Genomic DNA, 25,490 nt, shown 5'->3' on the forward strand with positions numbered 1-25,490 from the left:
CAACATTATCGGATTCCGTCCTTGGCCTGCGACGGGACATCATCCGGGTTGTTGTTCGAGCCTTTGTCCGCCACACCAGCTTGGGGTCGCTTGTTCAGCCGCCAGACCGCCAGCACAATCAGTCCCAGCGCAACCAGGGCCAGCATGGCGAAGGCGTAAGAACGCAGCGCCCACATGATACTGAGCGCAACGCCGGCTGCGCCCCACCACACGATGACCCGTTCGGCCAGCAGCAGGCCAACTGCAAGAAGGACAACGTGCGCTACCAGCACATAGAGTTGCTGGGCCGGAGTGCCGCCGAAGATCGTGCCCAAGGATGTCAGCGACAACACACCTGCTGCCACGCAGAGCCGGAGCAGTCCATCGCTCCGTTGCCCCTTGAAGTAGCGCAGTCCTGCCAGAACCGCCAAGGCAATGGCGTACCACTGGATCGCCCAGAACCAGTCGGGCCGGGAATTGTCCACAAACAGCAGCGCGCGCTGGAAAGCAGCCACCGAGAGCACCCCCGCCACCTCAGCGGCCAGCCATTTGTTGTACGGAATTTCAACAACCACCAGCACACCCGCCGCGATGACCAGTGCCGCTCCAGCCAAGGCCGTCCCGTCCCGTAGCAGGCCCACCGCTGCAGCGGAAACCAATCCGACGACGGCGGTCCCCGTCAACGCGTTACGGCGCCAGAGCACGCCGGCAATCTCCCGGCCTCCGAAAAGTTTCGCGGAGTACAAGAGGACTGACGAGCCAACCCCGCCCAAAAGCCAAGGCATGAATGCGGCCCAGACACCCACGGGGAGTCCATCGAGCAAACCGTCGACGGTGACTATCGAGCCCACCAGAACAGCCGGCGCCGCCGCAACGTAGAGGGCCGGGACTCTCTCGATGTGTGAGGCTGCAAAGAGCGCCAAGGCCAGGACCAGCATCGACAGTCCAGTGAGGGACAGCGAGACGCCGATCGAGAACAGGCCGCCGGCAACGACGAAACCCAGTGCCGCAGATAGCCAGAACCATCGGCCCCTCCCCTGCTCAGAGGCAGGGGCGCCGGACCCCCGGGCGACGAAGATGCACCGGACCACGGTGCTCAGGGTGGACAACGCAAGCAGCACCATGGGCACCTGGTACTTGTCCAGGAGGGGCTGATGCAACCAAGTCGCGGTGGGAAAACGGGCGGCAGGGCCAGCGAGGACCACGCCGAGTCCCGCGGCAGCAATGACGAAGTACTCTGAGCCAGGCACTTTGAGGTAACGCCGGGCAATTTCGGCACAGGCCCAGACCAGCGCCAACTCGACGAGGACCACCCACCGGCCACCGCCGTCGAAATTCCGCACCAGCAGGTAACCAACAGGGAGGGCGAGCTGAACACCCAGGGTGACCCATACCGTTCCCTGCTGGAAGGCGACATCGATACCCCGGCTGCGCACGGTCAGCCCAGCCACATGCTGGAGCACCAGGGTAGAGGCGATCACCAAGGACACGGTCGTAGCAGAGTCGGAGACATCGGCCGCGACCACGCCCGCAAACGCGGTCGCAAGGACACGGATACCCAACAGGTATCCGCCACGGGCCCTACGCTCACGGACAACGGACACCATGTATCCGCAGTAGGCCGCGAAGATGCCCAAGAGTATTTCGACGTCACGGATATTCGCCATCCGAAGGGCCAAAAGCAGTGCCAGGGACACCGGGGCGAAGATCCACGCGGCGGAGTTGCGGCGAAGCACCATTCCGCAGGCCACAGCGGCCAAGGCCGTGGCCGTCGCTGTAAACCCTGGCTGCCACCCATGCTTTGGAAGGAGTCCCACGCTGCCTGCGATGGTCAGGATCGAGGTGGCGGCAGCCATGACTGTCAGGACGACCCCTGCATCAGCCATGGAAGCTTGCGGGTACCGTCGGCGCATGCCCGGCAGGAGCGGGAGGGCAAGCTGAAGTGCGCACATGGCGACGACGACAACCGCAACCGACGGCATCTCCCCTGCTATCCGCAAGCCTCCCTTGTCGCGAGTGGCGTCGTAGGTTGCTGATGCCGCCAGCAAGGTAGCCGACGCCCGGGCCAGCCACCAGTAGCACTGACGATGCAAGGACGGGGCGAGCCTCAAAGCAGTCAGGCAGAAATACCCGATCCCGACCAGGAGGACCACGTTGCCAAGGGCGAGGGACACCGACACCGCGCCCACCAGCCCGGCGACGAGGACCGCACCCGGGGCAAGGAACTCCCACAAAGCCGGTCGCCACGAACCGTCACCTTCAGCGTTTCGACGGAAGAGCAAAAATCCAGAGGCGACGCCTGCCAGCAGGACCAAGTAGACGGCCGTGACGAGGGCGGGCCTGCCTGCCACGTGATCGACTACCGGAAGGATCAGTAGCCCCGCCATCCCGGAACCGCCGAAGGCTGCGGTCGACGCCCACGGCGCCAAGAGCCGGACTCCCCCTCCCATCAGGAGGGCGTTGGCTACTTGCTGAAGGACGGCGGCACCGACGAACGCCAGCACAGAGGCAGCAACCCGGTTGTCACTCTCTTCGAAGATTCCGGCCGCCACTGCGGGCGCACCCAGCGTCAGGGCGATACGTCCCGCAAGAACCAAGTGCTCGCGGAATGCGCGGGGTTGAATGGCACCCCGGAGGAACCAGTACAACCCGGCAGAAATCAGGAGCCCTGAGAGGGCCCATGAGCCCAGCACCCCCATGAAGGGCAGGGCCACAGCCACGACGACCCCCGGCGCAAACTCCACACGGCCGCCTGCTTTCCACCCCACCACCATGGCGGTCAGCATCGCGGCGAACAGTGGCAGGTAAGGGACAAGATCGAACTCACCGATTCCCAGGACCATCGTCAGGGCTGCTGCCGTCACCAATTGCAAGCCCAAGCACGACACGGCATCGTTCCACCAGAACCGCGGGGCAAGTCTCTCCCCCGCGAACGCGATACCCAGCGACTGGACGCCGAGGCAAACAACGGCAGCGAACATCACCAGACTTACGTCCTCAGACAGGTCCCACACAACTCCCAGCAGCGCCAAAGTGAAGGCGAGCCGGGCAGCATAGGCGTTTTGGAGCCGGAAAAGTCCACCGGGGACAAAGGCCATCACCGTGAAGTAGGTGCCACATACGGCCATGACCAATGCGTACTCGCCTCTGGACAGAAGCGCCGGTGTCACTGTCACAGCTACGGCGACCGCTGGCACAACGAACGGATGCAGCATCATCAGCGGACGGATATAGAGGGGCGGTATCCAACGCGGACGCAACAACGCACCCAAAGTCAGCAGGACGGCCACCCCGATCATCGCGATGAAGTACCACACCAGGGCACCCCCAAGGACGGAAACACCTGACCAGGCCGTAGAGACGACAAAGCTGAGGGAAAGAAATGCCAGGACCTTGTTGTCCAGCCGAACGGCGGTATAGGAGTAGATCGCCATACCCAACAAAGACGTCACCAACCAGGCAGCAGGACCATCGTGAAGGGCGAAGTTGTACATCGCCAGCCCCGTCACCGGGATAAGTGCCAGCCCCGTTCCGACGAAAGCTACAGCGGCCGGACGAAGCCGGGGAACCTTCGCATGGATGATGAGTCCGGCGATGTAGAACAACGCCGTAATGAACCAAATGCCCATGAAGCGGAAAACTCCAGGCAAGCTCGTACCCACGAACAAGGCGCCGGCAGCTACCAGCAGGAGACTCGCAACGTAGAGCGTGATGTTGATGTTTTGCTGGTCCCGCTTCTCCTTGCGGGCTGCCGCAGCTTCCGGCGTCTCCCGAGGCACAGGGGGCTGTTGGACGCTGGCCACCATGGGCTGCCGGGGCGCTGGCGGGTGGGGCGCTGCCTGCCGAGGAGCAGGCTGGTAGGGCGCCTGCTGCCGGGGCGTGGGCGGAACCACGGAATAGGGACCTGTGACGGAGGTCTGCGGTGGCAGAGGCATCGTCGGCGCTGGGTTGACTCTTGGAAACGGCGCCCCAATGTGGGGGTCCGGTACCTGCTTGTTCGCCTCCGCCGCAGGATTCCGCCGGGCTTCGGCGTCGCGCCAGCCGGCCACGTGCCCGGCCAGGTAGCCCGCCCGGTAGGCGTCCGGTCCGGCTGCCGGGTCCGGTCCGACTGAGGCATTACTGCTTGGATAAGGCGGCCGGCTTTTGCTTCCGTTCCTAAGCCCCAGGGCATAAGCGATCGCCCCGGTCATAGCCAGGAGCACCAAAACGAGCAGTCCATTCATGGAAGGTCCTTAGATCTGTCGGCCTCGATCCCGCCGCGTTTATCCAATCGTTAGAGAAATTATAGCAAAGAAGAGCCCCACCGCCGAAGCGGTGGGGCTCTTCCTGTGCGTAACTACCGGCTGGGCCGGAAGGTCACTGATCTACAAGCAGAAACTACTTGATGATGCTGGTGACACGTCCCGAACCAACGGTGCGGCCGCCTTCGCGGATAGCGAAGCCGAGGCCCTCTTCCATAGCGATCGGCTGGATGAGCGCAACGGTCATCTCAGTGTTGTCGCCAGGCATAACCATTTCCGTGCCTTCCGGCAGGGTGATAACGCCGGTTACGTCCGTGGTGCGGAAGTAGAACTGCGGGCGGTAGTTGGAGTAGAACGGGTTGTGACGTCCGCCTTCGTCCTTGGAGAGGATGTAGACGTTAGCCTCGAAGTCGGTGTGCGGGGTGATGGAACCCGGCTTGACGACAACCTGGCCACGCTCGACATCGTCGCGCTTGAGACCGCGGAGCAGGAGGCCACAGTTCTCGCCGGCCCATGCTTCGTCGAGCTGCTTGTGGAACATCTCGATACCGGTAACCGTGGTCTTCTGGACCGGGCGGATGCCGACGATCTCGACCTCGGAGTTGATGGCGAGGGTTCCACGCTCGGCGCGGCCCGTTACAACGGTGCCACGGCCGGTGATCGTGAAGACGTCTTCGATCGGCATCAGGAACGGCTTGTCGCGGTCACGTACGGGGTCCGGAACGGACTCGTCGACAGCTGCCATCAGGTCCTGGACGGACTTGACCCAAACCGGGTCGCCTTCCAGAGCCTTGAGGCCGGAAACGCGAACAACCGGAGCCTCATCGCCATCGAAGCCCTGCGAGCTCAGGAGCTCACGAACTTCCATTTCGACGAGGTCGAGGAGTTCTTCGTCATCAACCATGTCGGACTTGTTCAGTGCGACCAGCAGGTAGGGAACACCAACCTGGCGGGCGAGCAGAACGTGCTCACGGGTCTGAGCCATCGGACCATCGGTTGCGGCAACCACGAGGATTGCGCCGTCCATCTGGGCAGCACCGGTGATCATGTTCTTGATGTAGTCAGCGTGACCGGGGGCGTCTACGTGTGCGTAGTGGCGCTTCTCGGTCTGGTACTCCACGTGGGAGATGTTGATGGTAATACCGCGCTGGCGCTCTTCCGGAGCGGAGTCGATCGACGCGAAGTCGCGCTGCTCGTTGAGATCCGGGTACTGGTCGTACAGCACCTTGGAAATGGCGGCAGTCAGCGTCGTCTTACCGTGGTCAACGTGACCAATGGTGCCGATGTTGACGTGCGGCTTAGTCCGCTCGAACTTTGCCTTTGCCACAGGTTCCTCCTAGAACGATTTCAAGTGAAGTGCTCCTCGGCCGCGCTTTTCGCGGCAGAAACTTTAGCAAGTCTACTTGGGGGCTTGGTTTTGGTGAAATTGCAGATTCAGGAACCAATCTTAGTTCCTAGAGCCTGTTTGCGCAGGGGCCGGGCTGCAGCTTCCGCTGCAGCCCCACCTCATACGCTTAGATGCCTTCCCGGGACCGGAATTGCATCCGTTACCGGGAGATTACTCGCCGCGGGTTTTCTGGATGATCTCGTCGGCTACTGCCTTCGGGACCTCCGCGTAGCTGTTGAACGTCATGGAGTACACAGCGCGACCCTGGGTCTTGGACCGCAGGTCACCGATGTAGCCGAACATGCCGGACAGCGGAACGTGTGCACGGATAACCTTCACACCTGCTGCGTCCTCCATGGACTGCATCTGGCCACGGCGGGCGTTCAGGTCACCAATAACATCACCCATGTATTCCTCAGGTGTGCGGACCTCAACATCCATCAGCGGTTCGAGCAGAACAGGGTTCGCCTTGCGTGCAGCTTCCTTGAAAGCCATACGTCCAGCGATCTTGAACGCCATTTCCGAGGAGTCAACATCGTGGGACGCGCCGTCAATCAGCGTGGCCTTGATGCCGACAACCGGGTAACCGGCCAGGACGCCGTCGTTCAGTGCATCCTGGATACCGGCGTCAACGGACGGGATGTACTCGCGGGGAACGCGGCCACCAGTGACCTTGTTCTCGAACGCGTACAGCTCGCCTGAAGCGGTGTCCATGGGCTCGATCGCGATCTGGATCTTTGCGAACTGACCCGAACCACCGGTCTGCTTCTTGTGCGTGTAGTCAAGGCGCTCGACGGCGCGCTTGATGGTTTCGCGGTAAGCAACCTGCGGCTTGCCCACGTTTGCCTCGACCTTGAATTCGCGGCGCATGCGGTCCACCAGGATGTCCAGGTGGAGCTCGCCCATGCCGGCGATGATGGTCTGGCCCGTGTCTTCGTTGAGGGAGACCTGGAAGGTCGGGTCCTCAGCGGAGAGCTTCTGGATGGCCGTGGAGAGCTTCTCCTGGTCACCCTTGGTGTTGGGCTCGATGGCAACCGAGATCACGGGCTCCGGGAAGCTCATGGACTCGAGGACGATCTGGTTGTTGGCATCGCACAGGGTGTCACCCGTGGTGGTGTCCTTCAGACCGATAGCTGCGTAGATGTGGCCGGCGGTAGCGCCCTCAACGGGCATTTCCTTGTTGGCGTGCATCTGGAACAGCTTGCCGATACGTTCCTTCTTGCCCTTGGTGGAGTTGACCACCTGGGCGCCGGCTTCGACGTGACCGGAGTACACGCGGACGAACGTCAGCTGGCCGAAGAACGGGTGCGCAGCAATCTTGAAGGCGAGGGCCGAGAACGGCTCGTCTGCAGAAGGCTTACGGGTCAGTTCCTTCTCTTCGTCGCGGGGATCGTGACCGATCATCGGCGGGACGTCGAGCGGGTTCGGCAGGAAGTCGACAACAGCATCCAGCATCGGCTGAACGCCGCGGTTCTTGAAGGCAGAACCACAGAAGACCGGGTAGAGCTCAGAGTTGATGGTCATCTTGCGGATGCCGGCTTTGATCTCTTCGAGGGTGAGTTCTTCACCTTCGAGGTACTTCTCCATGAGCTCTTCGGAGGACTCGGCCACAGTCTCAACGAGCTGTGCACGGTACTCCTCGGCCTTGGCCTGGAGGTCCGCCGGAATTTCCTGTACTTCGTAGGAAGCACCCATGGTGACGTCACCCTTAGCGTCGCCAGGCCAAACCAGGGCGCGCATTTCGAGGAGGTCTACGACACCGATGAAGTCGTTCTCGGCACCGATGGGCAGCTGCATGACCAGCGGCTTGGCACCGAGGCGGGAGATGATGGTGTCTACGGTGAAGTAGAAGTCAGCACCCAGCTTGTCCATCTTGTTGACGAAGCAGATACGCGGAACGTTGTACTTGTCAGCCTGGCGCCAAACAGTCTCGGACTGCGGCTCCACGCCTTCCTTGCCGTCGAACACTGCGACTGCACCGTCGAGGACGCGCAGGGAGCGCTCAACCTCAACCGTGAAGTCCACGTGGCCCGGGGTGTCGATGATGTTGATCTGGTTCTGGTTCCAGAAACAGGTCACGGCGGCAGACGTGATGGTGATGCCGCGTTCCTTTTCCTGCTCCATCCAGTCAGTCGTCGAAGCGCCGTCGTGCGTTTCGCCGATCTTGTGGTTCACACCCGTGTAGAACAGGATGCGCTCGGTAGTGGTGGTCTTGCCGGCATCGATGTGGGCCATGATGCCGATGTTGCGGACCTTATTAAGGTCGGTAAGCACGTCCTGTGCCACGGGGTCTCCCTTTCGGATGGACTACACGTTCGCCGCCGACTCTGTTGAGCCGGCGGCGTCCGGGAAGTTTTACCAGCGGTAGTGTGCGAAGGCCTTGTTGGACTCGGCCATCTTGTGGGTGTCTTCGCGACGCTTCACAGCGGCACCAAGACCATTGGACGCATCCAGGATTTCGTTCTGGAGACGCTCGGTCATGGTCTTCTCCCGGCGGGCCTTGGAGTAGCCCACGAGCCAACGCAGAGCGAGGGCGGTGGAGCGGCCCGGCTTGACCTCAACCGGAACCTGGTAGGTGGCGCCACCAACACGGCGTGAACGCACCTCGAGGGAAGGCTTGACGTTGTCCATGGCCTTCTTGAGGGCGGCAACGGGGTCGCCGCCGGACTTGGCACGTGCACCTTCGAGTGCGCCGTAAACGATGCGCTCTGCGGTGGACTTCTTGCCGTCAACCAGAACCTTGTTGATCAGCTGCGTGACCAACGGGGAGCCGTAAACGGGATCGGAAACTAGCGGCCGCTTCGGGGCCGGACCCTTGCGAGGCATATTACTTCTTCTCCATCTTTGCGCCGTAACGGCTGCGGGCCTGCTTGCGGTTCTTGACACCCTGGGTGTCGAGTGCGCCACGGACGATCTTGTAGCGGACACCCGGAAGGTCCTTCACACGACCACCACGGACGAGCACGATGGAGTGCTCCTGGAGGTTGTGGCCAACACCGGGGATGTAGGCGGTAACTTCAACGCCACCGTTGAGGCGTACACGTGCCACCTTACGAAGAGCCGAGTTCGGCTTCTTGGGGGTGGTGGTGTAAACGCGGGTGCAAACACCGCGGCGCATCGGGCTGCCCTTCAGCGCGGGAGCCTTGGTCTTGGAGACCTTCGGCGTGCGGCCCTTGCGGACCAGCTGGTTAATCGTAGGCACTTTCGTGTTCTCCGTTGTTTGATCTCTGCCCCCACACAACGGCGCCAGCCGGTGTAAACGTGGGAACTTTGGCGTTGCTCGTGCAGCCGGCCGAAACTCCGGTAGGCGTGCAAAAGTGCGGCATTCGTTGCGCATGTTGCCCGCAACCCGGAAACAGGCTCCACCCAGCACCATGAGAACAAAACCAAAATGATGCTGCGGCGGCCTTCATCCACTGCCACACAGAACAATTACCAAAAGTCTAGCACGGCTTGATCTGGCGCCTTAATCGGGTGTATGGAGGACGACGGCGGAAGCCGGCAGCCGCCGTCGTCCTCCACTCCCCCGGGTCACCCCAGCGGAAGGCGGGTTAAACGGGTCAGGTCCCGCACTCGAAAGTGCGGGACCCGACCGTCAAAGCGCTGACAACCGCTTTTTAGCGGAAGTCGTTGCCGAGATCGTAGTCATCCAACGGGATGGCGTGGAACTCGGGAGCACCGTCGCCGCCCAGGGCGTCATAGGAGAAGTCGGTGAAAGCGCTGGGGCCCGTGAACAGGCTTGCCTTCGCTTCTTCCGTCGGCTCCACAGTGACCTCTGTGTAGCGGGGCAGACCCGTACCAGCCGGAATGAGTTTACCGATGATGACGTTTTCCTTGAGGCCGAGCAGAGGATCGCTCTTGCCTTCCATGGCCGCCTGCGTCAGGACGCGGGTGGTTTCCTGGAAGGAAGCAGCCGACAGCCAGGACTCGGTAGCCAAGGAAGCCTTGGTGATACCCATGAGTTCCGGACGGCCGGAAGCCGGTGCCTTGCCCTCGGACACGACGCGGCGGTTCTCGTCCTCGAAGCGGGCGCGCTCTGCAAGCTCACCGGGGAGCAAGTCAGAGTCGCCGGACTCGATGACAGTCACGCGGCGCAGCATCTGGCGGACGATAACCTCGACGTGCTTGTCGTGGATACCAATGCCCTGGCTGCGGTAAACGCCCTGTACTTCGTCCACGAGGAACTTCTGTGCAGCACGCGGACCCATGATGCGCAGAACCTGCTTCGGGTCCACCGGACCGTTGATCAGCTTCTGGCCGACGCTGACGTGCTCGCCATCCTCGATGAGGAGGCGGGAACGGCGCAGCACCGGGTAGGCAATCTCTTCGGAACCATCGTCCGGAGTGATGACCAGTCGCATCTGGCGCTCGGACTCTTCGATGGTGATGCGGCCGGCTGCTTCAGCAATCGGTGCGACACCCTTCGGAGTACGGGCTTCGAAGAGCTCCTGGATACGGGGCAGACCCTGGGTGATGTCGTCGCCACCACCGGCGGAGACAGCACCACCGGTGTGGAACGTACGCATGGTCAGCTGGGTACCCGGCTCACCGATGGACTGTGCGGCGATGATGCCCACGGCCTCGCCGATGTCCACGGTCTTACCCGTAGCCAACGAACGGCCGTAGCAAAGTGCACAGGTACCGACCTTGGACTCACAGGTGAGTACGGAGCGGACCTTGACCTCGGTGATGCCTGCAGCAAGCAGCTGGTCGATGACAACGTCACCGCAGTCGGTGCCGCCGGCAGCCAGGACATTGCCCTGGGCATCGACGACGTCGACAGCCAGCGTACGTGCGTAGGCGCTGTTCTCGACGTTCTCATCCATGACGAGTTCACCATTGGCGTCCGGCACGGCGATCGGGGTGACCAGACCGCGCTCGGTACCGCAGTCCTCTTCGCGGACAATGACGTCCTGCGAAACGTCCACCAGACGACGGGTCAGGTAACCCGAGTTGGCGGTACGGAGAGCGGTATCGGCCAGACCCTTACGGGCACCGTGCGTGGCGATGAAGTATTCCAGAACCGACAGGCCCTCGCGGTAGGAGGACTTGATCGGGCGAGGAATAATCTCACCCTTCGGGTTGGCCACAAGACCACGGATACCCGCGATCTGGCGGACCTGCATCCAGTTACCACGTGCACCGGAGGACACCATGCGGTTGATGGTGTTCATCGGGGACAGGCTGTCACGCATCGCCTGGGCGATCTCGTTGGTTGCCTTGTTCCAGATCTCGATCAGTTCCTGGCGACGCTCGTCGTCGTCGATCAGGCCCTTGTCGTACTGGCCCTGGATCTTGGCAGCCATGCCTTCGTAACCGGCAAGGATGCCCGGCTTGGAAGCCGGAACCTCGATGTCGGAGATGGCAACCGTGACACCCGAACGGGTGGCCCAGTAGAAGCCGGCGTCCTTCAGGTTATCCAGCGTTGCAGCCGTGACAACCTTCGGGTAGCGCTCAGCGAGGTCGTTGACGATCCGGGAAAGTTCGCCCTTGTCGGCAACAGCCTCAACCCACGGGTAATCCTCGGGCAGCGTCTGGTTGAAGATGACCTGGCCCAGGGAGGTTTCGACGAGAGCCGGCTGACCGGGCTCCCAACCTTCCGGAGCTTCCCAGCCTGCGTACGGCACGAAGTCGTCAAGGCGGATCTTGATCTGCGAGTTCAGGTGCAGGTCACGGGCGTCGTACGCCATGATCGCTTCTGAAACCGAGGAGAAGATGCGGCCCTCGCCGGCGGAACCGACGCGCTTGGTGGTCAGGTGGTACAGGCCGATGATCATATCCTGCGAAGGCAGGGTCACCGGACGACCGTCGGACGGCTTCAGGATGTTGTTCGAGGACAGCATCAGGATGCGTGCTTCGGCCTGGGCTTCCGGGCTCAGCGGCAGGTGGACTGCCATCTGGTCGCCGTCGAAGTCAGCGTTGAAGGCGCCACAAACCAGCGGGTGAAGCTGGATTGCCTTGCCTTCCACAAGCTGCGGTTCGAAGGCCTGGATGCCGAGGCGGTGCAGGGTAGGTGCACGGTTGAGCAGCACCGGGTGTTCGGTGATGATCTCTTCCAGCACGTCCCAAACCTGCGGACGGTAACGCTCGACCATGCGCTTTGCCGACTTGATGTTCTGGGCGTGGTTGAGGTCAACCAGGCGCTTCATCACGAACGGCTTGAAGAGCTCCAGGGCCATCTGCTTGGGCAGACCACACTGGTGCAGCTTCAGCTGCGGGCCGACGACGATGACCGAACGGCCGGAGTAGTCAACACGCTTGCCGAGGAGGTTCTGGCGGAAACGACCCTGCTTGCCCTTGAGCATGTCGCTCAGGGACTTCAGCGGACGGTTGCCCGGACCCGTGACCGGACGGCCACGACGGCCGTTGTCGAAGAGGCTGTCAACAGCTTCCTGAAGCATGCGCTTCTCGTTGTTGACGATGATCTCCGGAGCACCCAGGTCAAGCAGGCGCTTGAGTCGGTTGTTGCGGTTGATCACACGACGGTAGAGGTCGTTGAGGTCGGAGGTCGCGAAGCGACCACCGTCCAACTGGACCATCGGGCGCAGTTCCGGCGGGATCACCGGGACGGCGTCGAGAACCATGCCGAGCGGGCTGTTGTTGGTGGTCAGGAACGCGTTGACAACCTTCAGGCGCTTCAGGGCACGCGTCTTGCGCTGGCCCTTGCCGTTCTGGATGGTGTCGCGCAGTGACTCAGCTTCAGCCTGCATGTCGAAGGTCTCAAGGCGCTTCTTGATGGCCTCGGCGCCCATGGAGCCCTCGAAGTACAGACCGTAACGGTCGCGGAGTTCGCGGTACAGGCCCTCGTCACCTTCGAGGTCAGCGACCTTCAGGTTCTTGAAGCGGTCCCAGACCTGCTCAAGGCGCTCGATGTCGGCGTCGGCACGCTTGCGGACGTTCGCCATCTGGCGGTCGGCAGAGTCGCGGGCCTTCTTCTTGTCGGCAGCCTTGGCGCCTTCGCCTTCAAGACGGGCAAGTTCGTCCTCAAGGTCGCGGGCGATCGTGGCGATGTCGCTGTCGCGGTTGTCGATCATCTGCTTCTTCTCGAGGTCGTGCTCGACCTGGAGGTTGGGCAGTTCGGCGTGACGGCTTTCAGTGTCAACGCTGGTGATCATGTAGGCAGCGAAGTAGATGACCTTCTCAAGGTCCTTCGGTGCCAGGTCCAAAAGGTAGCCCAAGCGCGAGGGAACGCCCTTGAAGTACCAGATGTGGGTTACAGGCGCGGCCAGTTCGATGTGGCCCATGCGCTCACGGCGTACCTTGGCGCGGGTAACTTCCACACCACAACGCTCGCAGATGATGCCCTTGAAGCGCACGCGCTTGTACTTACCGCAGTAGCACTCCCAGTCGCGGGACGGTCCGAAGATCTTCTCGCAGAAAAGGCCGTCCTTCTCAGGCTTGAGCGTGCGGTAGTTGATGGTTTCCGGCTTCTTGACCTCACCGTAAGACCATCCGCGGATGTCTTCCGCGGTGGCGAGGCCGATCTGCATGAGGCCGAAGGAGGATTCGCTGGACATATGGTCCCTGTTCTCTCTTGTTCTCTAAATTCTGAAGTCTTGGTTACGGGAAGAGGGAGCTGTTCCGGCGGACAGCGGTTGATCACCGCCCGCCGGAACCGCTGCTAAACCTCTTCTACGGAACTGGGCTCTGCACGAGACAGATCGATGCCCAGTTCTTCCGCAGCCGTGAAGACTGCGTCATCAGAGTCACGCATTTCGATCGTGGTTCCGTCCGTGGAAAGAACTTCCACGTTCAGGCACAACGACTGCATTTCCTTGATCAAGACCTTGAAGGACTCGGGAACGCCAGGCTCAGGGATGTTCTCGCCCTTGACGATGGCTTCGTAGACCTTCACACGACCATGGATGTCATCCGACTTGATCGTGAGGAGTTCCTGAAGCGTGTAGGCGGCACCGTAAGCTTCGAGCGCCCACACTTCCATTTCACCGAAGCGCTGGCCACCGAACTGTGCCTTACCACCCAGCGGCTGCTGCGTGATCATGGAGTACGGGCCGGTGGAGCGCGCGTGGATCTTGTCGTCCACCAGGTGGTGGAGCTTCAGGATGTACATGTAACCGACGGAGATCGGGTCCGGGAACGGCTCGCCGGAGCGGCCGTCGAACAGACGGGTCTTGCCGGAGGAATCGATCAGGCGGTCGCCGTCGCGGGTCACGTTGGTGGAGTCAAGCAGGCCAGTGATTTCTTCTTCACGGGCGCCATCGAACACCGGGGTGGCAACGGTGGTCTGGCCGGTTTCACGGGGCAGGTTGGGCAGGTTCTTGACCCACTCCGGCTCGCCTTCGATCTTCCAACCGGTCTTGGCAACCCAACCGAGGTGGGTTTCCAGGACCTGGCCAACGTTCATACGACCCGGAACACCAAGCGGGTTCAGGACGATGTCCACCGGGGTACCGTCTGCAAGGAAGGGCATGTCCTCGATCGGAAGGATCTTGGAGATAACACCCTTGTTGCCGTGACGGCCGGCGAGCTTGTCGCCGTCGGTGATCTTACGCTTGGCTGCAACGTAGACGCGGACCAACTGGTTCACGCCCGGGGGCAGTTCGTCGTCGTTGTCGCGGTCGAAGACGCGCACGCCGATGACCGTACCGGACTCGCCGTGGGGCACCTTCAGCGAGGTGTCACGGACTTCGCGGGACTTCTCACCGAAAATGGCACGCAGCAAGCGCTCTTCCGGGGTCAGCTCGGTTTCACCCTTGGGGGTGACCTTGCCTACCAGGATGTCGCCTGCTTCAACCTCGGCACCGATGTGGATGATGCCGCGCTCGTCCAGGCCTGCCAGGACTTCCTCGGACACGTTGGGGATGTCACGGGTGATTTCCTCGGCACCAAGCTTGGTGTCGCGGGCATCAATTTCGTGCTCCTCGATGTGGATGGAGGAAAGAACATCCTCAGCGACGATGCGCTGGGACAGGATGATGGCGTCCTCGAAGTTGTGGCCTTCCCATGACATGAATGCCACGAGCAGGTTCTTACCAAGGGCAAGCTCACCCTGGTCCGTTGCGGGACCGTCAGCGATAATGCCGCCAACTTCCAGGCGCTGGCCTTCGTTGACCAGGACGCGGTGGTTGTAGCAGTTGCCCTGGTTGGAACGGGCGAACTTGTTGATGCGATAGTTGGTTTCGGTGCCGTCGTCGTTGATCATCACAACGAGCTCGGCGGAAACCTCGGTAACCACACCTGCCTTCTTCGCGATGACAACGTCACCGGCGTCGACGGCTGCTGCACGTTCCATGCCGGTACCCACGAAAGGAGCCTCGGAACGGACCAGCGGCACAGCCTGGCGCTGCATGTTGGCACCCATGAGTGCGCGGTTTGCATCGTCATGCTCAAGGAACGGAATAAGGGCCGTTGCCACGGACACCATCTGGCGCGGGGAAACGTCCATGAACTGGACCTCGCCTGCGGGAACCAGGACGGGCTCGCCTCCACCACCACGGGCACGGACAAGGACGGTCTCTTCGGAGAACTTCTTGTCAGCATCCAGCGGGGCGTTGGCCTGTGCAATCAGGACCTCTGCTTCGTCGTCGGCCGTGAGGTACTGGACCTCATCGGAGACAACTCCGTTGGACACCAGGCGGTACGGCGTCTCGATGAAGCCGAACGGGTTGATGCGGCCGTAGGAAGCCAACGAACCGATCAGACCAATGTTCGGGCCTTCAGGAGTTTCGATGGGGCACATACGTCCGTAGTGGGACGGGTGAACGTCTCGGACTTCCATGCCTGCACGGTCGCGGGACAGACCACCCGGGCCAAGTGCCGACAGGCGGCGCTTGTGGGTCAGACCCGAGAGCGGGTTGTTCTGGTCCATGAACTGCGACAGCTGGGAGGTTCCGAAGAACTCCTTGATGGCTGCAACAACGGGACGGATGTTGATCAGCGTCTGCGGCGTGATTGCCTCGACGTCCTGCGTGGTCATGCGTTCGCGAACAACGCGTTCCATACGGGACAGACCGGTGCGGACCTGGTTCTCGATCAGTTCGCCAACGGCGCGGATGCGACGGTTGCCGAAGTGGTCGATGTCATCGATGTCGACGCGGAGCTCGTGGTCCTGGCCATCGCGCTTGCCCATGAGGGTCTTCTCGCCGGCGTGGAGCGCAACGAGGAACTTGATCATGGCAACGATGTCTTCAACGTGCAGGACCGAAGCTTCCTTGTCGCCAAGGGAGCGGTCGATGCCGAGCTTGCGGTTGATCTTGTAACGGCCAACCTTGGCCAGATCGTAGCGCTTGGCGTTGAAGTACAGGTTGTCCAGCAGGGACTGGGCAGCCTCGACTGTGGGCGGCTCGCCCGGGCGCAGCTTGCGGTAGATGTCCAAAAGGGCGTCTTCGCGGGTTTCGGTGGCGTCCTTCTCCAGCGTTGCACGCATGGAGTCGTACTGGCCGAACTCTTCCAGGATCTGGCCTTCGGTCCAGCCGAGTGCCTTCAGGAGAACGGTGACCGACTGCTTGCGCTTACGGTCAAGGCGAACGCCGACCTGGTCGCGCTTGTCGATTTCGAGTTCGAACCATGCGCCACGGGACGGGATGATCTTCGCGGTGAAGATGTCCTTGTCACTGGTCTTGTCTGCGGTGCGCTCAAAGTAGGCGCCCGGCGAACGGACCAGCTGGGAGACGACGACACGCTCGGTGCCGTTGACGACGAACGTTCCCTTCTCAGTCATGAGGGGGAAGTCGCCCATGAACACGGTCTGCTGCTTGATTTCGCCCGTGTTGTTGTTCATGAACTCGGCCTTGACGTACAGCGGGGCCGAGTAGGTGGCGTCACGGTCTTTACATTCGGCCATGGTGTACTTCGGGTCAGCGAACTCCGGCTCGGAGAAGCTCAGGGACATGGTGCCCTGGAAGTCCTCGATAGGGGAGATCTCTTCGAAGATGTCGGCAAGTCCGGAGGTGGTGGCGACGCTGAGGTCGCCCTCCTCGACAGCCTTCGCTACCCGCGCCTGCCAGCGTTCGTTTCCGACCAGCCAGTCAAAGCTGTCAGTCTGCAGGGCGAGAAGATTCGGAACATCAAGGGGTTCGTGAATCTTTGCGAATGAGAGGCGGCGGGTGGCACCATCGGTGCTTGCCGTGTTAGCGGTTTCGTTATTAGAGGTGCTCGAGGCGACCAAGAGGGATCCTTCCACAGACCTTCAGGCGTTTTCAGATCTCCCCCGTTTGCATTCCGCGGAGTGCTCCGCAGGATACTTGTTCCGGTTCCGCTATATGACCCGGACCCAGCCTGCCCAAGGCCGTGCACGTTGAGGAACGGCACGTCAATGACGCAGCTGAGAGGTAAAGCCCACCGCTATATGAAGGCTGAAGGTTAACAGGGAAGACGCAAATATCTACAATACGGGAAAACAGCCTTCCTGTCTACCCCAGATCGTCCGGGATTGCAAGCACCGTTGCTGAAGGCACCTACATGCCCATGCATGAGGCGCAAGGAATGCCTTGATGGGCACCTTCGTTGAAGGGAGTAGGTTCACGCTCGCCCGCGATAGCCTTGCTACACCACTCCCGGATCGGAAGAGAGACCATGACCAACTCCGCTGACGACAATGATGTTGTCATTCTTGCCGCTTCCCGAACCCCACAGGGTCGGCTCAACGGGCAACTGGCGGGATTCACCGCCGTCGACCTTGGTGCGCACGCCATAACAGCCGCCCTGGCAGCCAGCGGCGCGAAAGCCGAACAGGTGGACGCCGTCATTATGGGCCAGGTACTGCAGGCCGGCGCCGGACAGAATCCGGCCCGCCAGAGCGCCATCGCCGCAGGTATCGGGTGGAACATCCCGGCCGTCACCATCAACAAGGTGTGCCTCTCCGGTTTGACCGCAGTGATCGATGCTGCGCGCATGATCCGCAGCGGGGACGCGACAGTGGTGGTTGCCGGTGGCCAGGAATCCATGAGCCGCGCTCCCCACCTCCTGCCGGGCTCCCGGCAGGGATGGACCTACGGAGCCATCCAGGCCCTGGACGTCGCCGCCCACGACGGCCTCACGGATGCCTTCGATGGCCAGTCAATGGGTCTTTCCACCGAAACCAAGAACGTCACGCTCGGCATTGACCGCACCTCCCAGGACGAGGTCGCGGCCGCTTCACACCAGCGGGCCGCCGCGGCCATCGCGGACGGGACGTTCGACGTCGAAATCGCTCCGGTCAGCGTGAAGCAGCGCAAGGGCGATCCGGTGGTCCTCACCACGGACGAAGGCGTGCGGCCCAACACCACCGTGGAAACGTTGGCACCCCTCAAGGCAGCCTTCGCCACGGACGGCACCATCACAGCCGGCAATTCCTCTCCCCTGTCCGACGGCGCCTCCGCACTGGTGCTGGCAAGTCGCCGCTTCGCCGAGGACAACGGTTTGGAGTACCTGGCCGTGGTCGGTAAGCCGGGCCAGGTGGCCGGACCTGACAATTCCCTGCACTCCCAGCCGTCCAACGCGATCGCCCAGGCGCTGAAGCGGGCGGGGTGGACGGCAGAGGACCTGGACTTCATCGAGATCAATGAAGCGTTCGGTTCAGTGGCCGTCCAGTCCCTGAAGGACCTCCGCTACCCCCTGGAAAAGTGCAACATCCACGGCGGTGCCATCGCGCTTGGGCATCCCATCGGCGCCTCCGGTGCCCGGTTGGCCCTCCACGCAGCCCACGAACTCAAGCGCCGGGGGACGGGCAAAGCCGCCGTTTCCCTGTGCGGTGGCGGCGGCCAGGGCGAGGCCTTGCTCCTGTACCGCGACTGAAAGGCGACAGCATGTCTGAAAACGTGATGGACGGAGCCGAACGCTTCCTGAAGGATGCCGCCGCCCGCGGACTGGACGTCGACGTCGTCGAACGTCCCGCTGCCCGCAGCCTTGAGGAGGCGGCCGGCATCCTGGGCATCAGCCCCGCGGACATCGTGAAGTCGCTGGTGGTCAAACACCGCGATGGGAGCTTCCTGTTCGCGCTCATTCCTGGGGATCGCCAGATTTCCTGGCCGAAGCTGCGCGCATTGGTGGGCGTCAACAAGCTCTCGCTCCCCCACGCCGACATCGCTTTGGCTGCCACCGGCTACGAACGCGGAACCATTACGCCCTTGGGCAGTACCACCGCTTGGCCGGTGTACGCGGACGCCACCATCACGGGGCGTCGGATCTCCATGGGCGCAGGCGCGCATGGCCGCAGCGCTTTCGTGGACGCCGACTCGCTCACTGCGGCGCTCGGGGCGACCGTGGCGGACATCAGCGAACCTTCCTAGGTCAACGCGGGGTCACTTACGGCCGGTAAATCCCCTGGGGATGGGCCGTAAGTGACCCCGCGTTGCTGCTTAAAGCAGGAAGCCCCGCCCGGCTCCTTTGACGGAACGGGCGGGGCTTCCACAAGCAAGACGAGTTACTTGAGGGTAACCGTTGCGCCAGCTTCTTCGAGCTGAGCCTTTGCCTTCTCGGCAGCTTCCTTGGTGGCGCCTTCGAGAACAGCCTTCGGTGCGCTGTCAACCAGGTCCTTGGCTTCCTTGAGGCCGAGGGAGGTGATGGCGCGAACTTCCTTGATCACTGCGATCTTCTTGTCGCCAGCAGCTTCGAGAACGACGTCGAATTCGGTCTTCTCTTCAGCAGCTTCAGCAGCACCGCCGGCAGCGGGGCCAGCAACTGCAACAGCAGCAGCCGTAACTTCGAAGGTCTCTTCGAAGAGCTTGACGAACTCGGAGAGCTCGATGATGGTCAGTTCCTTGAAAGCTTCAATGAGCTCTTCGTTGCTGAGCTTCGCCATGGTGGCGTCCTTCCATTAGTTGGTGCGGATCCGGGCTAAACCGGTCCAAGCACCAGAGTTTGATTGAGGGGAGAACTTAGTTCTCTTCGGTTGCAGCTTCGGCAGCGGCCGGTGCTTCTTCAGCAGCCGGAGCTTCCTCTGTTGCAGCCTCTTCGGCGGCCGGGGCTTCTTCAGCGGCCGGTGCAGATGCGCGGCCCTCTTCTTCAAGCTTGAGGCGCAGAGCGTCGATGATGCGTGCAGCAGCGGATGCGGGAGCCTTGAGGACACCAGCAACGCGGGCAAGCTGCAGTTCGCGGGACTCGAGGGCTGCCAGTGCGGCAACTCCTGCTGCGTCCAATGCCTTGCCTTCGAAGACGCCGGTCTTGATGACCAGCTGCTTGTTGGCCTTGGCAAAGTCCGTCAGGCTCTTTGCAGCAGCAACAGCGTCACCCTTGATGAAGGCGATTGCAGTGGGGCCGGCAAGCTGATCGTTGAATGCTTCAACTCCAGCTTCCTTGGCTGCAATGGCGCTCAGGGTGTTCTTGACGACCGAGAACTTGGTGTCCTGGCCGAGTGCAACACGCAGTTCCTTGAGCTGTGCAACAGTGAGCCCGCGGTATTCGGTCAGGACAGCCGCGTTCGATTCCTTGAAATCGTTGGTGATCTCTGCAACTGCGGAGACCTTGCTAGGCGTTGTCATAACCCTCCTTCCGGGGATAAAAGCCGGTCTTCCGGGTCCCCGCTCACGAGAGCTAAAACTAAAAACGCCCCGCGCAGATGCACGGGGCTTGGCTCAACATGGTTTGATCCATGGAGACTTGCTTCGTTCACCTGCGCCGGCCGCCCTATGTTCAGGGTCCTTCGTCAAGGAATTCACTTGTGCCTCAGGGGCGCAGCTGCAGAATTGAGCTGGGCTCGAAAGAGTGGATTCCCATCAACCGACGGTCTTTGGTACTTCAAGGTTACGGGAGACTGTGCAGCAAACCAAATCGGGGGCTGCCTAGTCGGACGTCGTTGCTCCGGATGCCCGCCCCGGAAGTTCCTTCTGCCACAAACCCGTGACACCCGCCGTCGCGAATCCAAGCTGCTTATTCACTGTGAGGAGGTAGCGGTTCTCGGGCGCATTCCACGTGTAGATCACCCGGGCATCAGGGAACTGCTCGCTGAGCCTTTCCATGTTTGCCACCTTGATCAGCAGGCCCAGCTTGTTGCCCCGGTGTTCCTGCAGGACCAGCGTGTCGTCCTGGAACACCACATCCTGGCGGTGCGCCAGGACACTGATGGTGGTCAGGCCCACGATGCGTCCGCTCTCCACATGCTCGACGGCGGTCACCACCGTTCGCCGGCCCTGCGCCAATGCTGCGTCCTCGGTCTCCCGCAGGACGACGGGATCGAACACCATGCCCGTGGGTTCAACACCGGGGGCTTCGCTGTCCTCGTCGTCGCGGACCACCTCCCCGGCGGCGTTCTCCAAGGCGGCAACGGCCTCCAACCAGGGCTCAGGGCACCGGTCCGTCCAGTGGTGCAGTGCGTAGCGGCCGCCGTTGGCCTCGTCTGCTTCCAACTGGAGGGTGGCCGCCAGTTTGGAATCGAGCGGCAAAATGCAGGAACTGAACTGCTCGATGTGCTGCAGCGTGTAGCCGGCTCGTTTCGCGAAATCCACCTCACGGCTGCTGACCGGAACGAAGCCCGCACCACTGCCGGGGATCAGCTGGTCCTCGGGAATCTCCGTCAGGGATGTGGCCGGGTGGTTGGTGTCCACCAGGACCATGGTGCGGCCTTCGGCCCGCGCCAGCTCCTCGGCTGCTTCCAACAACTGGCGTCCTACGCCGCGGCTCTGGAACTCAGGAAGGATGTCCAGGGTGAACTCGGCCAGGTCCATGTTGTCCGCCAGGGGCAAGGCAATATCCACGGTGCCCACAATGTCGCCGTCCACTTTGGCCACCAGGATGATCTGGCGCTCGTAAGGATCGGAAAACTCCAGCAGCTTCTCCAAGGGGGTGTACGCGAGATCGTCACTCCCCCATGTCTCCATGCGGACCCTGCGCCCAACTTCCACGGCGGCCAGGAAATCATTGGCATCAGGGCTGTCCAGGGTGTCAGGCACCCACAGCTGCTCGATCTGAACGGTCTTCGCCTCGTCTACAGTCATCCCAGCCGTTTCTGCCATTCGCCTTCAAAGCCGGAGGGCTTGAATCCCAGGGCGATATTTATGGCCAGCATATGCCGGTTTTCATTGGCGTTCCATGTCAACACCGATGTGGCGTCCGGCCAGGAGTCCTTGGCGCTCCGCAGGTTGGCGATCTTCACCATCATTCCCAAGCCATGCCCCCGGTGTCCCGGAGCCACCAAGGTGTCCTCCTGGTAGATCACGGCAGGCCTCGCGTCACGGTAAGTGAGAACCGTGTAGGCTGCCAGTTCACCAGTGGCATCGTGCCGGGCTGCCGCCGTCAGCGAGTCCCCACCACTTGCCTGCCATGTGACTTCGTCCTGGCGCACCCGCGCAGCGTCCCACTCTTCACCCTCCCAGCCCAACCCGGCAATCGGGACCTCTGTGCTCATCAAGCCCTTGAGCCTGGCAAAGGTGTCCACCAGGTCCTCCGGGCAGCTCCCCCGCCATGTTACGAGGCTGTAGCCCAATGCTTTGGGCGCCACTTCCGCTTCGCACTTCCGGAGCAGTGCTTCCGGCGCCGGGAAGGGCAGCAGGCTGCTCGTTTCGACCTGTTCCAACGAGTAGCCGTGGTGCAGGGCGAACCGGGTTACCGCAGCGTTCAAGGGCACGCAACCTGCACCCGATTTCGACTCCAGGACTTCCGTGCCAGGCGCTACAAGCTGAATGGGCGCACCGCAATACGCATCGAAGGACACACGTCCCAGTCCCTTCGCAATGCCCTCCAATTCTTTGAGGATCAGCGACCCAAAGCCACGCCGCCGATAAGGCGCGCTGACCACGACGTCCACGCCCGCCGTCGTCGTATTCTCGCTCAAGGGCAGTGTCAGTGTTCCGCTACCCACAACGGTGCCGTCCAGGCGGGCCAGGAAAACCTGCCGCTCTTCGTAGTTGTTGCCCTGCCAGAAGAGCACCGCCTCGGCAAAGGTGGCGCAGCGGTCCAGGCTGCCCCACAGCTCCAATTCGTGGGCTTCCGCCAACTGCTGGAAAGCGCTGAAGTCGGCCGATCCACTGGCCGCGGGACTCTTGGGGACGGCGATCCGTTCTACGGACAGCTCCCCACGTGCTGAAATGTTCGACGTCGACACGCACCACAGCCTACGGCCCACCTCCCGCAAGGAACAGGCATGACAACAAAAGGACCGCCCGGCTAAGCCGGACGGTCCTTCATGTTCAGAGCAAGGGCTCCTGAAGCTTACGCTTCGGTGAGGACCTTGGTGACGTTCGGGTCAACGGTGATGCCCGGACCGAACGTGGTGGCAACGGTAGCCTTCTGGATGTAGCGGCCCTTGGAAGCGGACGGCTTCAAACGAAGCACCTCTTCCAGTGCAGCTGCGTAGTTCTCGGCCAGCTTGTTGGCGTCGAAGGACACCTTGCCGATGATGAAGTGAAGGTTGGAGTGCTTGTCGACGCGGAAGTCGATCTTGCCGCCCTTGATGTCGTTGACAGCCTTGGTGACGTCCGGGGTAACCGTACCGGTCTTCGGGTTCGGCATGAGGTTACGCGGGCCGAGGACCTTACCGAGGCGGCCAACCTTGCCCATGAGGTCAGGGGTTGCCACTGCGGCGTCGAAGTCGGTCCAGCCGCCTGCGATCTTTTCGATCAGGTCATCGGAACCAACGAAGTCGGCGCCGGCAGCGATTGCTGCTTCAGCCTTGTCACCGGTTGCGAAAACGAGGACGCGGGCGGTCTTACCGGTGCCGTGCGGCAGGTTGACGGTGCCACGAACCATCTGGTCGGCCTTACGCGGGTCAACGCCCAAACGGAAAGCTACCTCAACGGTTGCGTCGAACTTGGAAGGGTTGGTGTCCTTCGCGAGGTTGATAGCTTCGACCGGGGCGTAGATCTTGCCAGCCTCGATCTTGGCTACGGCTGCCTCATATGCTTTGCTGCGCTTTGCCATGCTGCTGTTTCTCCTTGTGCAGTTGTGGTCTGCGGACCGCGCTGGGTCCTGCCACAGTCATGGGATCCGGCAAGGATCCTCACGACATTTCAATGTTCAAATGCCGGTTGCCCGGCGGGTGAAAGCTGGGATCAGCCCTCTACCGTGATGCCCATGGAACGGGCGGTGCCTGCGATGATCAGGGCAGCTGCCTTGATGTCGTTGGCGTTGAGGTCTTCCATCTTGGTGGAAGCGATCTCTTCAACCTGTGCCTGGGTCAGCTTGGCAACCTTGACGGTGTGCGGGGTAGCCGAACCCTTGGCAACGCCTGCAGCCTTCTTGATGAGCTCTGCAGCCGGCGGGGTCTTGGTGATGAAGGTGAAGGAACGGTCTTCGTAAACCGTGATTTCAACCGGGATAACGTTTCCGCGCTGGGATTCCGTTGCAGCGTTGTACGCCTTGCAGAATTCCATGATGTTGACACCGTGCTGGCCAAGCGCAGGACCGATCGGCGGAGCCGGGTTAGCGGCACCTGCCTGGATCTGCAGCTTGATGAGGCCGGTGACCTTCTTCTTGGGAGCCAATGTAGGGTCCTTCTCTCAATAGCTTCCTGGGACACAGGAGCGCGTCCCAGGTTGGTGGCCGCCATGGCAAGGCGGCCGGCCGCTCCCGAACTGCTAAGCAGGCAGGACTGGAGCGAAATTTGTGAATCAGCTAGATCTTGGTGACCTGGTTGAATGCGAGCGTCACCGGGGTTTCGCGCTCGAAGATGGAGACCAGCACCACCAGGGTCTGGGACTCGGGCTTGATCTCGGAGATCGTGGCCGGGAGGGTCTCGAAGGGGCCTTCCTTGACGATGACCGACTCGCCGACCTCGAAGTCGACGGCCACGGGAGCCTGGTTCTGCTTGTTGACCGGCTTGCCCTGCTCTGCCTGCTCTTCTTCGAAGACCGGAGCGAGCATGGAGAAGACCTCATCCAAGCGCAGCGGAACCGGGTTGTGGGCGTTGCCCACGAAGCCGGTGACACCGGGAGTGTGGCGGACGGCGCCCCAGGAAGCGTCGGTCAGGTCCATGCGGACCAGGACATAGCCGGGGATGCGAACGCGGTTGATGACCTTGCGCTGCGCGTTCTTGATCTCGACAACCTCTTCCATGGGCACCTGGATTTCGAAGATGTAATCTTCCATGTCCAGGGTCTGGATGCGGGTCTCAAGGTTGGCCTTCACGCGGTTCTCGTAACCGGCGTAGGAGTGGATGACGTACCAGTCACCCTCCTGGCGGCGCAGCTTGCCCTTGAATTCCTCGGCGGGATCCACGGGTGCTGCAGCAGCAGCGGCAGCCAGGGCATCGCCGTCGGAATCTTCCGCAGCGTCGTCCTCGTCTTCGACATCGGCGGATGCGTCATCCGACTCGTCATCCACGTCAGCCTCGAAAGCGTCTTCGGAATCGTCGGCGTCGGCAGATTCGGGCGCAGCGGAATCAACCTCGGACTCTTCCACAGCTTCAGCTGCGGCGTCGTCAGTTGCTTCCTGCTCAGTCTCGTTTACCTCGAGCTCCTGCTCAGACACTTGGTCTCCTGCTTCCTCATTGCCTAACATGCCTATTTAAATGGCTCAATTCCGCAAACCCTGTCTATCCGGAGGAATTGACACAGTTTGCGGACAGATCCGCTTAGCGGTCCTTGATGCCTGACCCACCGAAGACCCAGCTGGCACCGGTCCCGAAGGCGATATCCAGCAGGCTGACGATGACCATCATGATGACCACGAACACCAGCACCACGAGCGTGTAGTTGATCAGTTCCTTGCGGGTGGGGGCAACAACCTTCTTCAGTTCACCAATGACCTGGCGGACGAAGAGTGCAATACGGGCGAAGAAGCCGCGATCGGCTTTCTTGGCGGGACGGCCCTTTGAGCTGCTGGCAGCTGTTTCGGTCACCTGGTCCTCACTCACCTTGCAAAGTCGTTGACCCGACTCTGATCAGAGCCATGGTTGCTGCGCGTGTTCCGGCGTTTCCGCCGGAACAGCTTGCGCAGGGCAGACAGGACTCGAACCTGCAACCTGCGGTTTTGGAGACCGCTGCGCTACCAATTGCGCCACTACCCTATGG

General features: G+C 61.8%; 17 protein-coding genes and 1 tRNA gene. 2 read left to right on the top strand and 16 right to left on the bottom strand.

Translation table 11 applies throughout. From position 1 onward, the window contains the following. Positions 1-5: 5 nt before the first annotated feature. The 7 genes from NEK97_RS14595 to rpoB form a co-directional block, all read right to left on the bottom strand. A complete protein-coding gene (locus NEK97_RS14595) occupies positions 6-4,202 on the bottom strand; it encodes a hypothetical protein (protein ID WP_257370558.1) in 4,197 nt (1,398 codons plus the stop codon). A 154-nt stretch (positions 4,203-4,356) separates the two neighbouring features. Continuing rightward, positions 4,357-5,547, bottom strand: a complete 1,191-nt coding sequence (tuf, locus tag NEK97_RS14600) for an elongation factor Tu (RefSeq protein WP_167263535.1) — start codon at positions 5,545-5,547, stop codon at positions 4,357-4,359. Positions 5,548-5,778: 231 nt separating this feature from the next. Continuing rightward, entirely contained in the window at positions 5,779-7,893 is a 2,115-nt protein-coding gene (fusA, locus tag NEK97_RS14605) for an elongation factor G (protein WP_235517127.1), read from the bottom strand. A 69-nt stretch (positions 7,894-7,962) separates the two neighbouring features. Continuing rightward, the gene (gene rpsG, locus NEK97_RS14610; RefSeq protein ID WP_003803829.1) at positions 7,963-8,433 is read right to left on the bottom strand and encodes a 30S ribosomal protein S7; all 471 of its coding nucleotides are present in this window, start codon (positions 8,431-8,433) and stop codon (positions 7,963-7,965) included. Between the two features lies 1 nt (position 8,434). Continuing rightward, complete coding sequence (gene rpsL, locus NEK97_RS14615; RefSeq protein ID WP_009358312.1) at positions 8,435-8,809, bottom strand: 30S ribosomal protein S12; 375 nt, start codon at positions 8,807-8,809, stop codon at positions 8,435-8,437. Positions 8,810-9,224: 415 nt separating this feature from the next. After that, positions 9,225-13,124: a DNA-directed RNA polymerase subunit beta' gene (locus NEK97_RS14620; protein WP_235517128.1), complete on the bottom strand. Its 3,900-nt coding sequence runs from the start codon at positions 13,122-13,124 to the stop codon at positions 9,225-9,227. Positions 13,125-13,228: 104 nt separating this feature from the next. Further along, positions 13,229-16,735 carry a DNA-directed RNA polymerase subunit beta gene (rpoB, locus tag NEK97_RS14625; protein WP_235517129.1) on the bottom strand — a complete coding sequence of 1,169 codons (3,507 nt, stop codon included), beginning with the start codon at positions 16,733-16,735 and terminating at the stop codon, positions 13,229-13,231. A 407-nt stretch (positions 16,736-17,142) separates the two neighbouring features. Between rpoB and NEK97_RS14630 the strand changes: the two genes are divergently transcribed. Continuing rightward, a complete protein-coding gene (locus NEK97_RS14630; protein ID WP_235517130.1) occupies positions 17,143-18,342 on the top strand; it encodes an acetyl-CoA C-acetyltransferase in 1,200 nt (399 codons plus the stop codon). A gap of 11 nt (positions 18,343-18,353) precedes the next feature. Beyond that, positions 18,354-18,836, top strand: coding sequence for an aminoacyl-tRNA deacylase (locus NEK97_RS14635; RefSeq protein ID WP_235517131.1), 483 nt, complete (start codon positions 18,354-18,356; stop codon positions 18,834-18,836). Between the two features lie 134 nt (positions 18,837-18,970). On the opposite strand, the gene rplL is transcribed toward NEK97_RS14635, so the two are convergent. The 9 genes from rplL to NEK97_RS14680 all read right to left on the bottom strand — a co-directional run bounded on the left by rplL (position 18,971) and on the right by NEK97_RS14680 (position 25,486). Next, positions 18,971-19,348, bottom strand: a complete 378-nt coding sequence (gene rplL, locus NEK97_RS14640; RefSeq protein WP_011775604.1) for a 50S ribosomal protein L7/L12 — start codon at positions 19,346-19,348, stop codon at positions 18,971-18,973. Between the two features lie 76 nt (positions 19,349-19,424). After that, positions 19,425-20,027, bottom strand: a complete 603-nt coding sequence (gene rplJ, locus NEK97_RS14645; protein ID WP_257370559.1) for a 50S ribosomal protein L10 — start codon at positions 20,025-20,027, stop codon at positions 19,425-19,427. Positions 20,028-20,327: 300 nt separating this feature from the next. Continuing rightward, positions 20,328-21,497 (bottom strand): GNAT family N-acetyltransferase, encoded by a 1,170-nt coding sequence (locus tag NEK97_RS14650; protein ID WP_374111537.1) that lies wholly within the window; start codon positions 21,495-21,497, stop codon positions 20,328-20,330. Next, complete coding sequence (locus NEK97_RS14655) at positions 21,476-22,585, bottom strand: GNAT family N-acetyltransferase (RefSeq protein WP_257370561.1); 1,110 nt, start codon at positions 22,583-22,585, stop codon at positions 21,476-21,478. Before NEK97_RS14655 ends, NEK97_RS14650 begins: the two co-directional genes overlap by 22 nt. 107 nt (positions 22,586-22,692) lie before the next feature. Next, positions 22,693-23,400 (bottom strand): 50S ribosomal protein L1, encoded by a 708-nt coding sequence (rplA, locus tag NEK97_RS14660; RefSeq protein ID WP_235517135.1) that lies wholly within the window; start codon positions 23,398-23,400, stop codon positions 22,693-22,695. A 131-nt stretch (positions 23,401-23,531) separates the two neighbouring features. Continuing rightward, positions 23,532-23,963: a 50S ribosomal protein L11 gene (rplK, locus tag NEK97_RS14665; protein ID WP_011775609.1), complete on the bottom strand. Its 432-nt coding sequence runs from the start codon at positions 23,961-23,963 to the stop codon at positions 23,532-23,534. 130 nt (positions 23,964-24,093) lie between these two features. Continuing rightward, positions 24,094-24,948, bottom strand: coding sequence for a transcription termination/antitermination protein NusG (gene nusG / locus NEK97_RS14670; protein WP_235517136.1), 855 nt, complete (start codon positions 24,946-24,948; stop codon positions 24,094-24,096). Between the two features lie 103 nt (positions 24,949-25,051). Further along, the gene (gene secE / locus NEK97_RS14675) at positions 25,052-25,333 is read right to left on the bottom strand and encodes a preprotein translocase subunit SecE (protein ID WP_235517137.1); all 282 of its coding nucleotides are present in this window, start codon (positions 25,331-25,333) and stop codon (positions 25,052-25,054) included. Between the two features lie 80 nt (positions 25,334-25,413). After that, positions 25,414-25,486, bottom strand: a tRNA-Trp gene (locus tag NEK97_RS14680). Between the last annotated feature and the right edge of the window lie 4 nt (positions 25,487-25,490).

It is taken from the genome of Paenarthrobacter sp. UW852, from assembly GCF_024608385.1.
GTDB lineage: Bacteria > Actinomycetota > Actinomycetes > Actinomycetales > Micrococcaceae > Arthrobacter.

What these genes read in the sequence shown, in the direction of transcription:
- NEK97_RS14595 (WP_257370558.1), bottom strand. Translation starts at nt 4,202, where the DNA reads ATGAATGGACTGCTCGTTTTGGTGCTCCTGGCTATGACCGGGGCGATC.
- rpsG (WP_003803829.1), bottom strand. Translation starts at nt 8,433, where the DNA reads ATGCCTCGCAAGGGTCCGGCCCCGAAGCGGCCGCTAGTTTCCGATCCC.
- NEK97_RS14620 (WP_235517128.1), bottom strand. Translation starts at nt 13,124, where the DNA reads ATGTCCAGCGAATCCTCCTTCGGCCTCATGCAGATCGGCCTCGCCACC.
- NEK97_RS14630 (WP_235517130.1), top strand. Translation starts at nt 17,143, where the DNA reads ATGACCAACTCCGCTGACGACAATGATGTTGTCATTCTTGCCGCTTCC.
- NEK97_RS14635 (WP_235517131.1), top strand. Translation starts at nt 18,354, where the DNA reads ATGTCTGAAAACGTGATGGACGGAGCCGAACGCTTCCTGAAGGATGCC.
- rplL (WP_011775604.1), bottom strand. Translation starts at nt 19,348, where the DNA reads ATGGCGAAGCTCAGCAACGAAGAGCTCATTGAAGCTTTCAAGGAACTG.
- rplJ (WP_257370559.1), bottom strand. Translation starts at nt 20,027, where the DNA reads ATGACAACGCCTAGCAAGGTCTCCGCAGTTGCAGAGATCACCAACGAT.
- NEK97_RS14650 (WP_374111537.1), bottom strand. Translation starts at nt 21,497, where the DNA reads ATGGCAGAAACGGCTGGGATGACTGTAGACGAGGCGAAGACCGTTCAG.
- rplA (WP_235517135.1), bottom strand. Translation starts at nt 23,400, where the DNA reads ATGGCAAAGCGCAGCAAAGCATATGAGGCAGCCGTAGCCAAGATCGAG.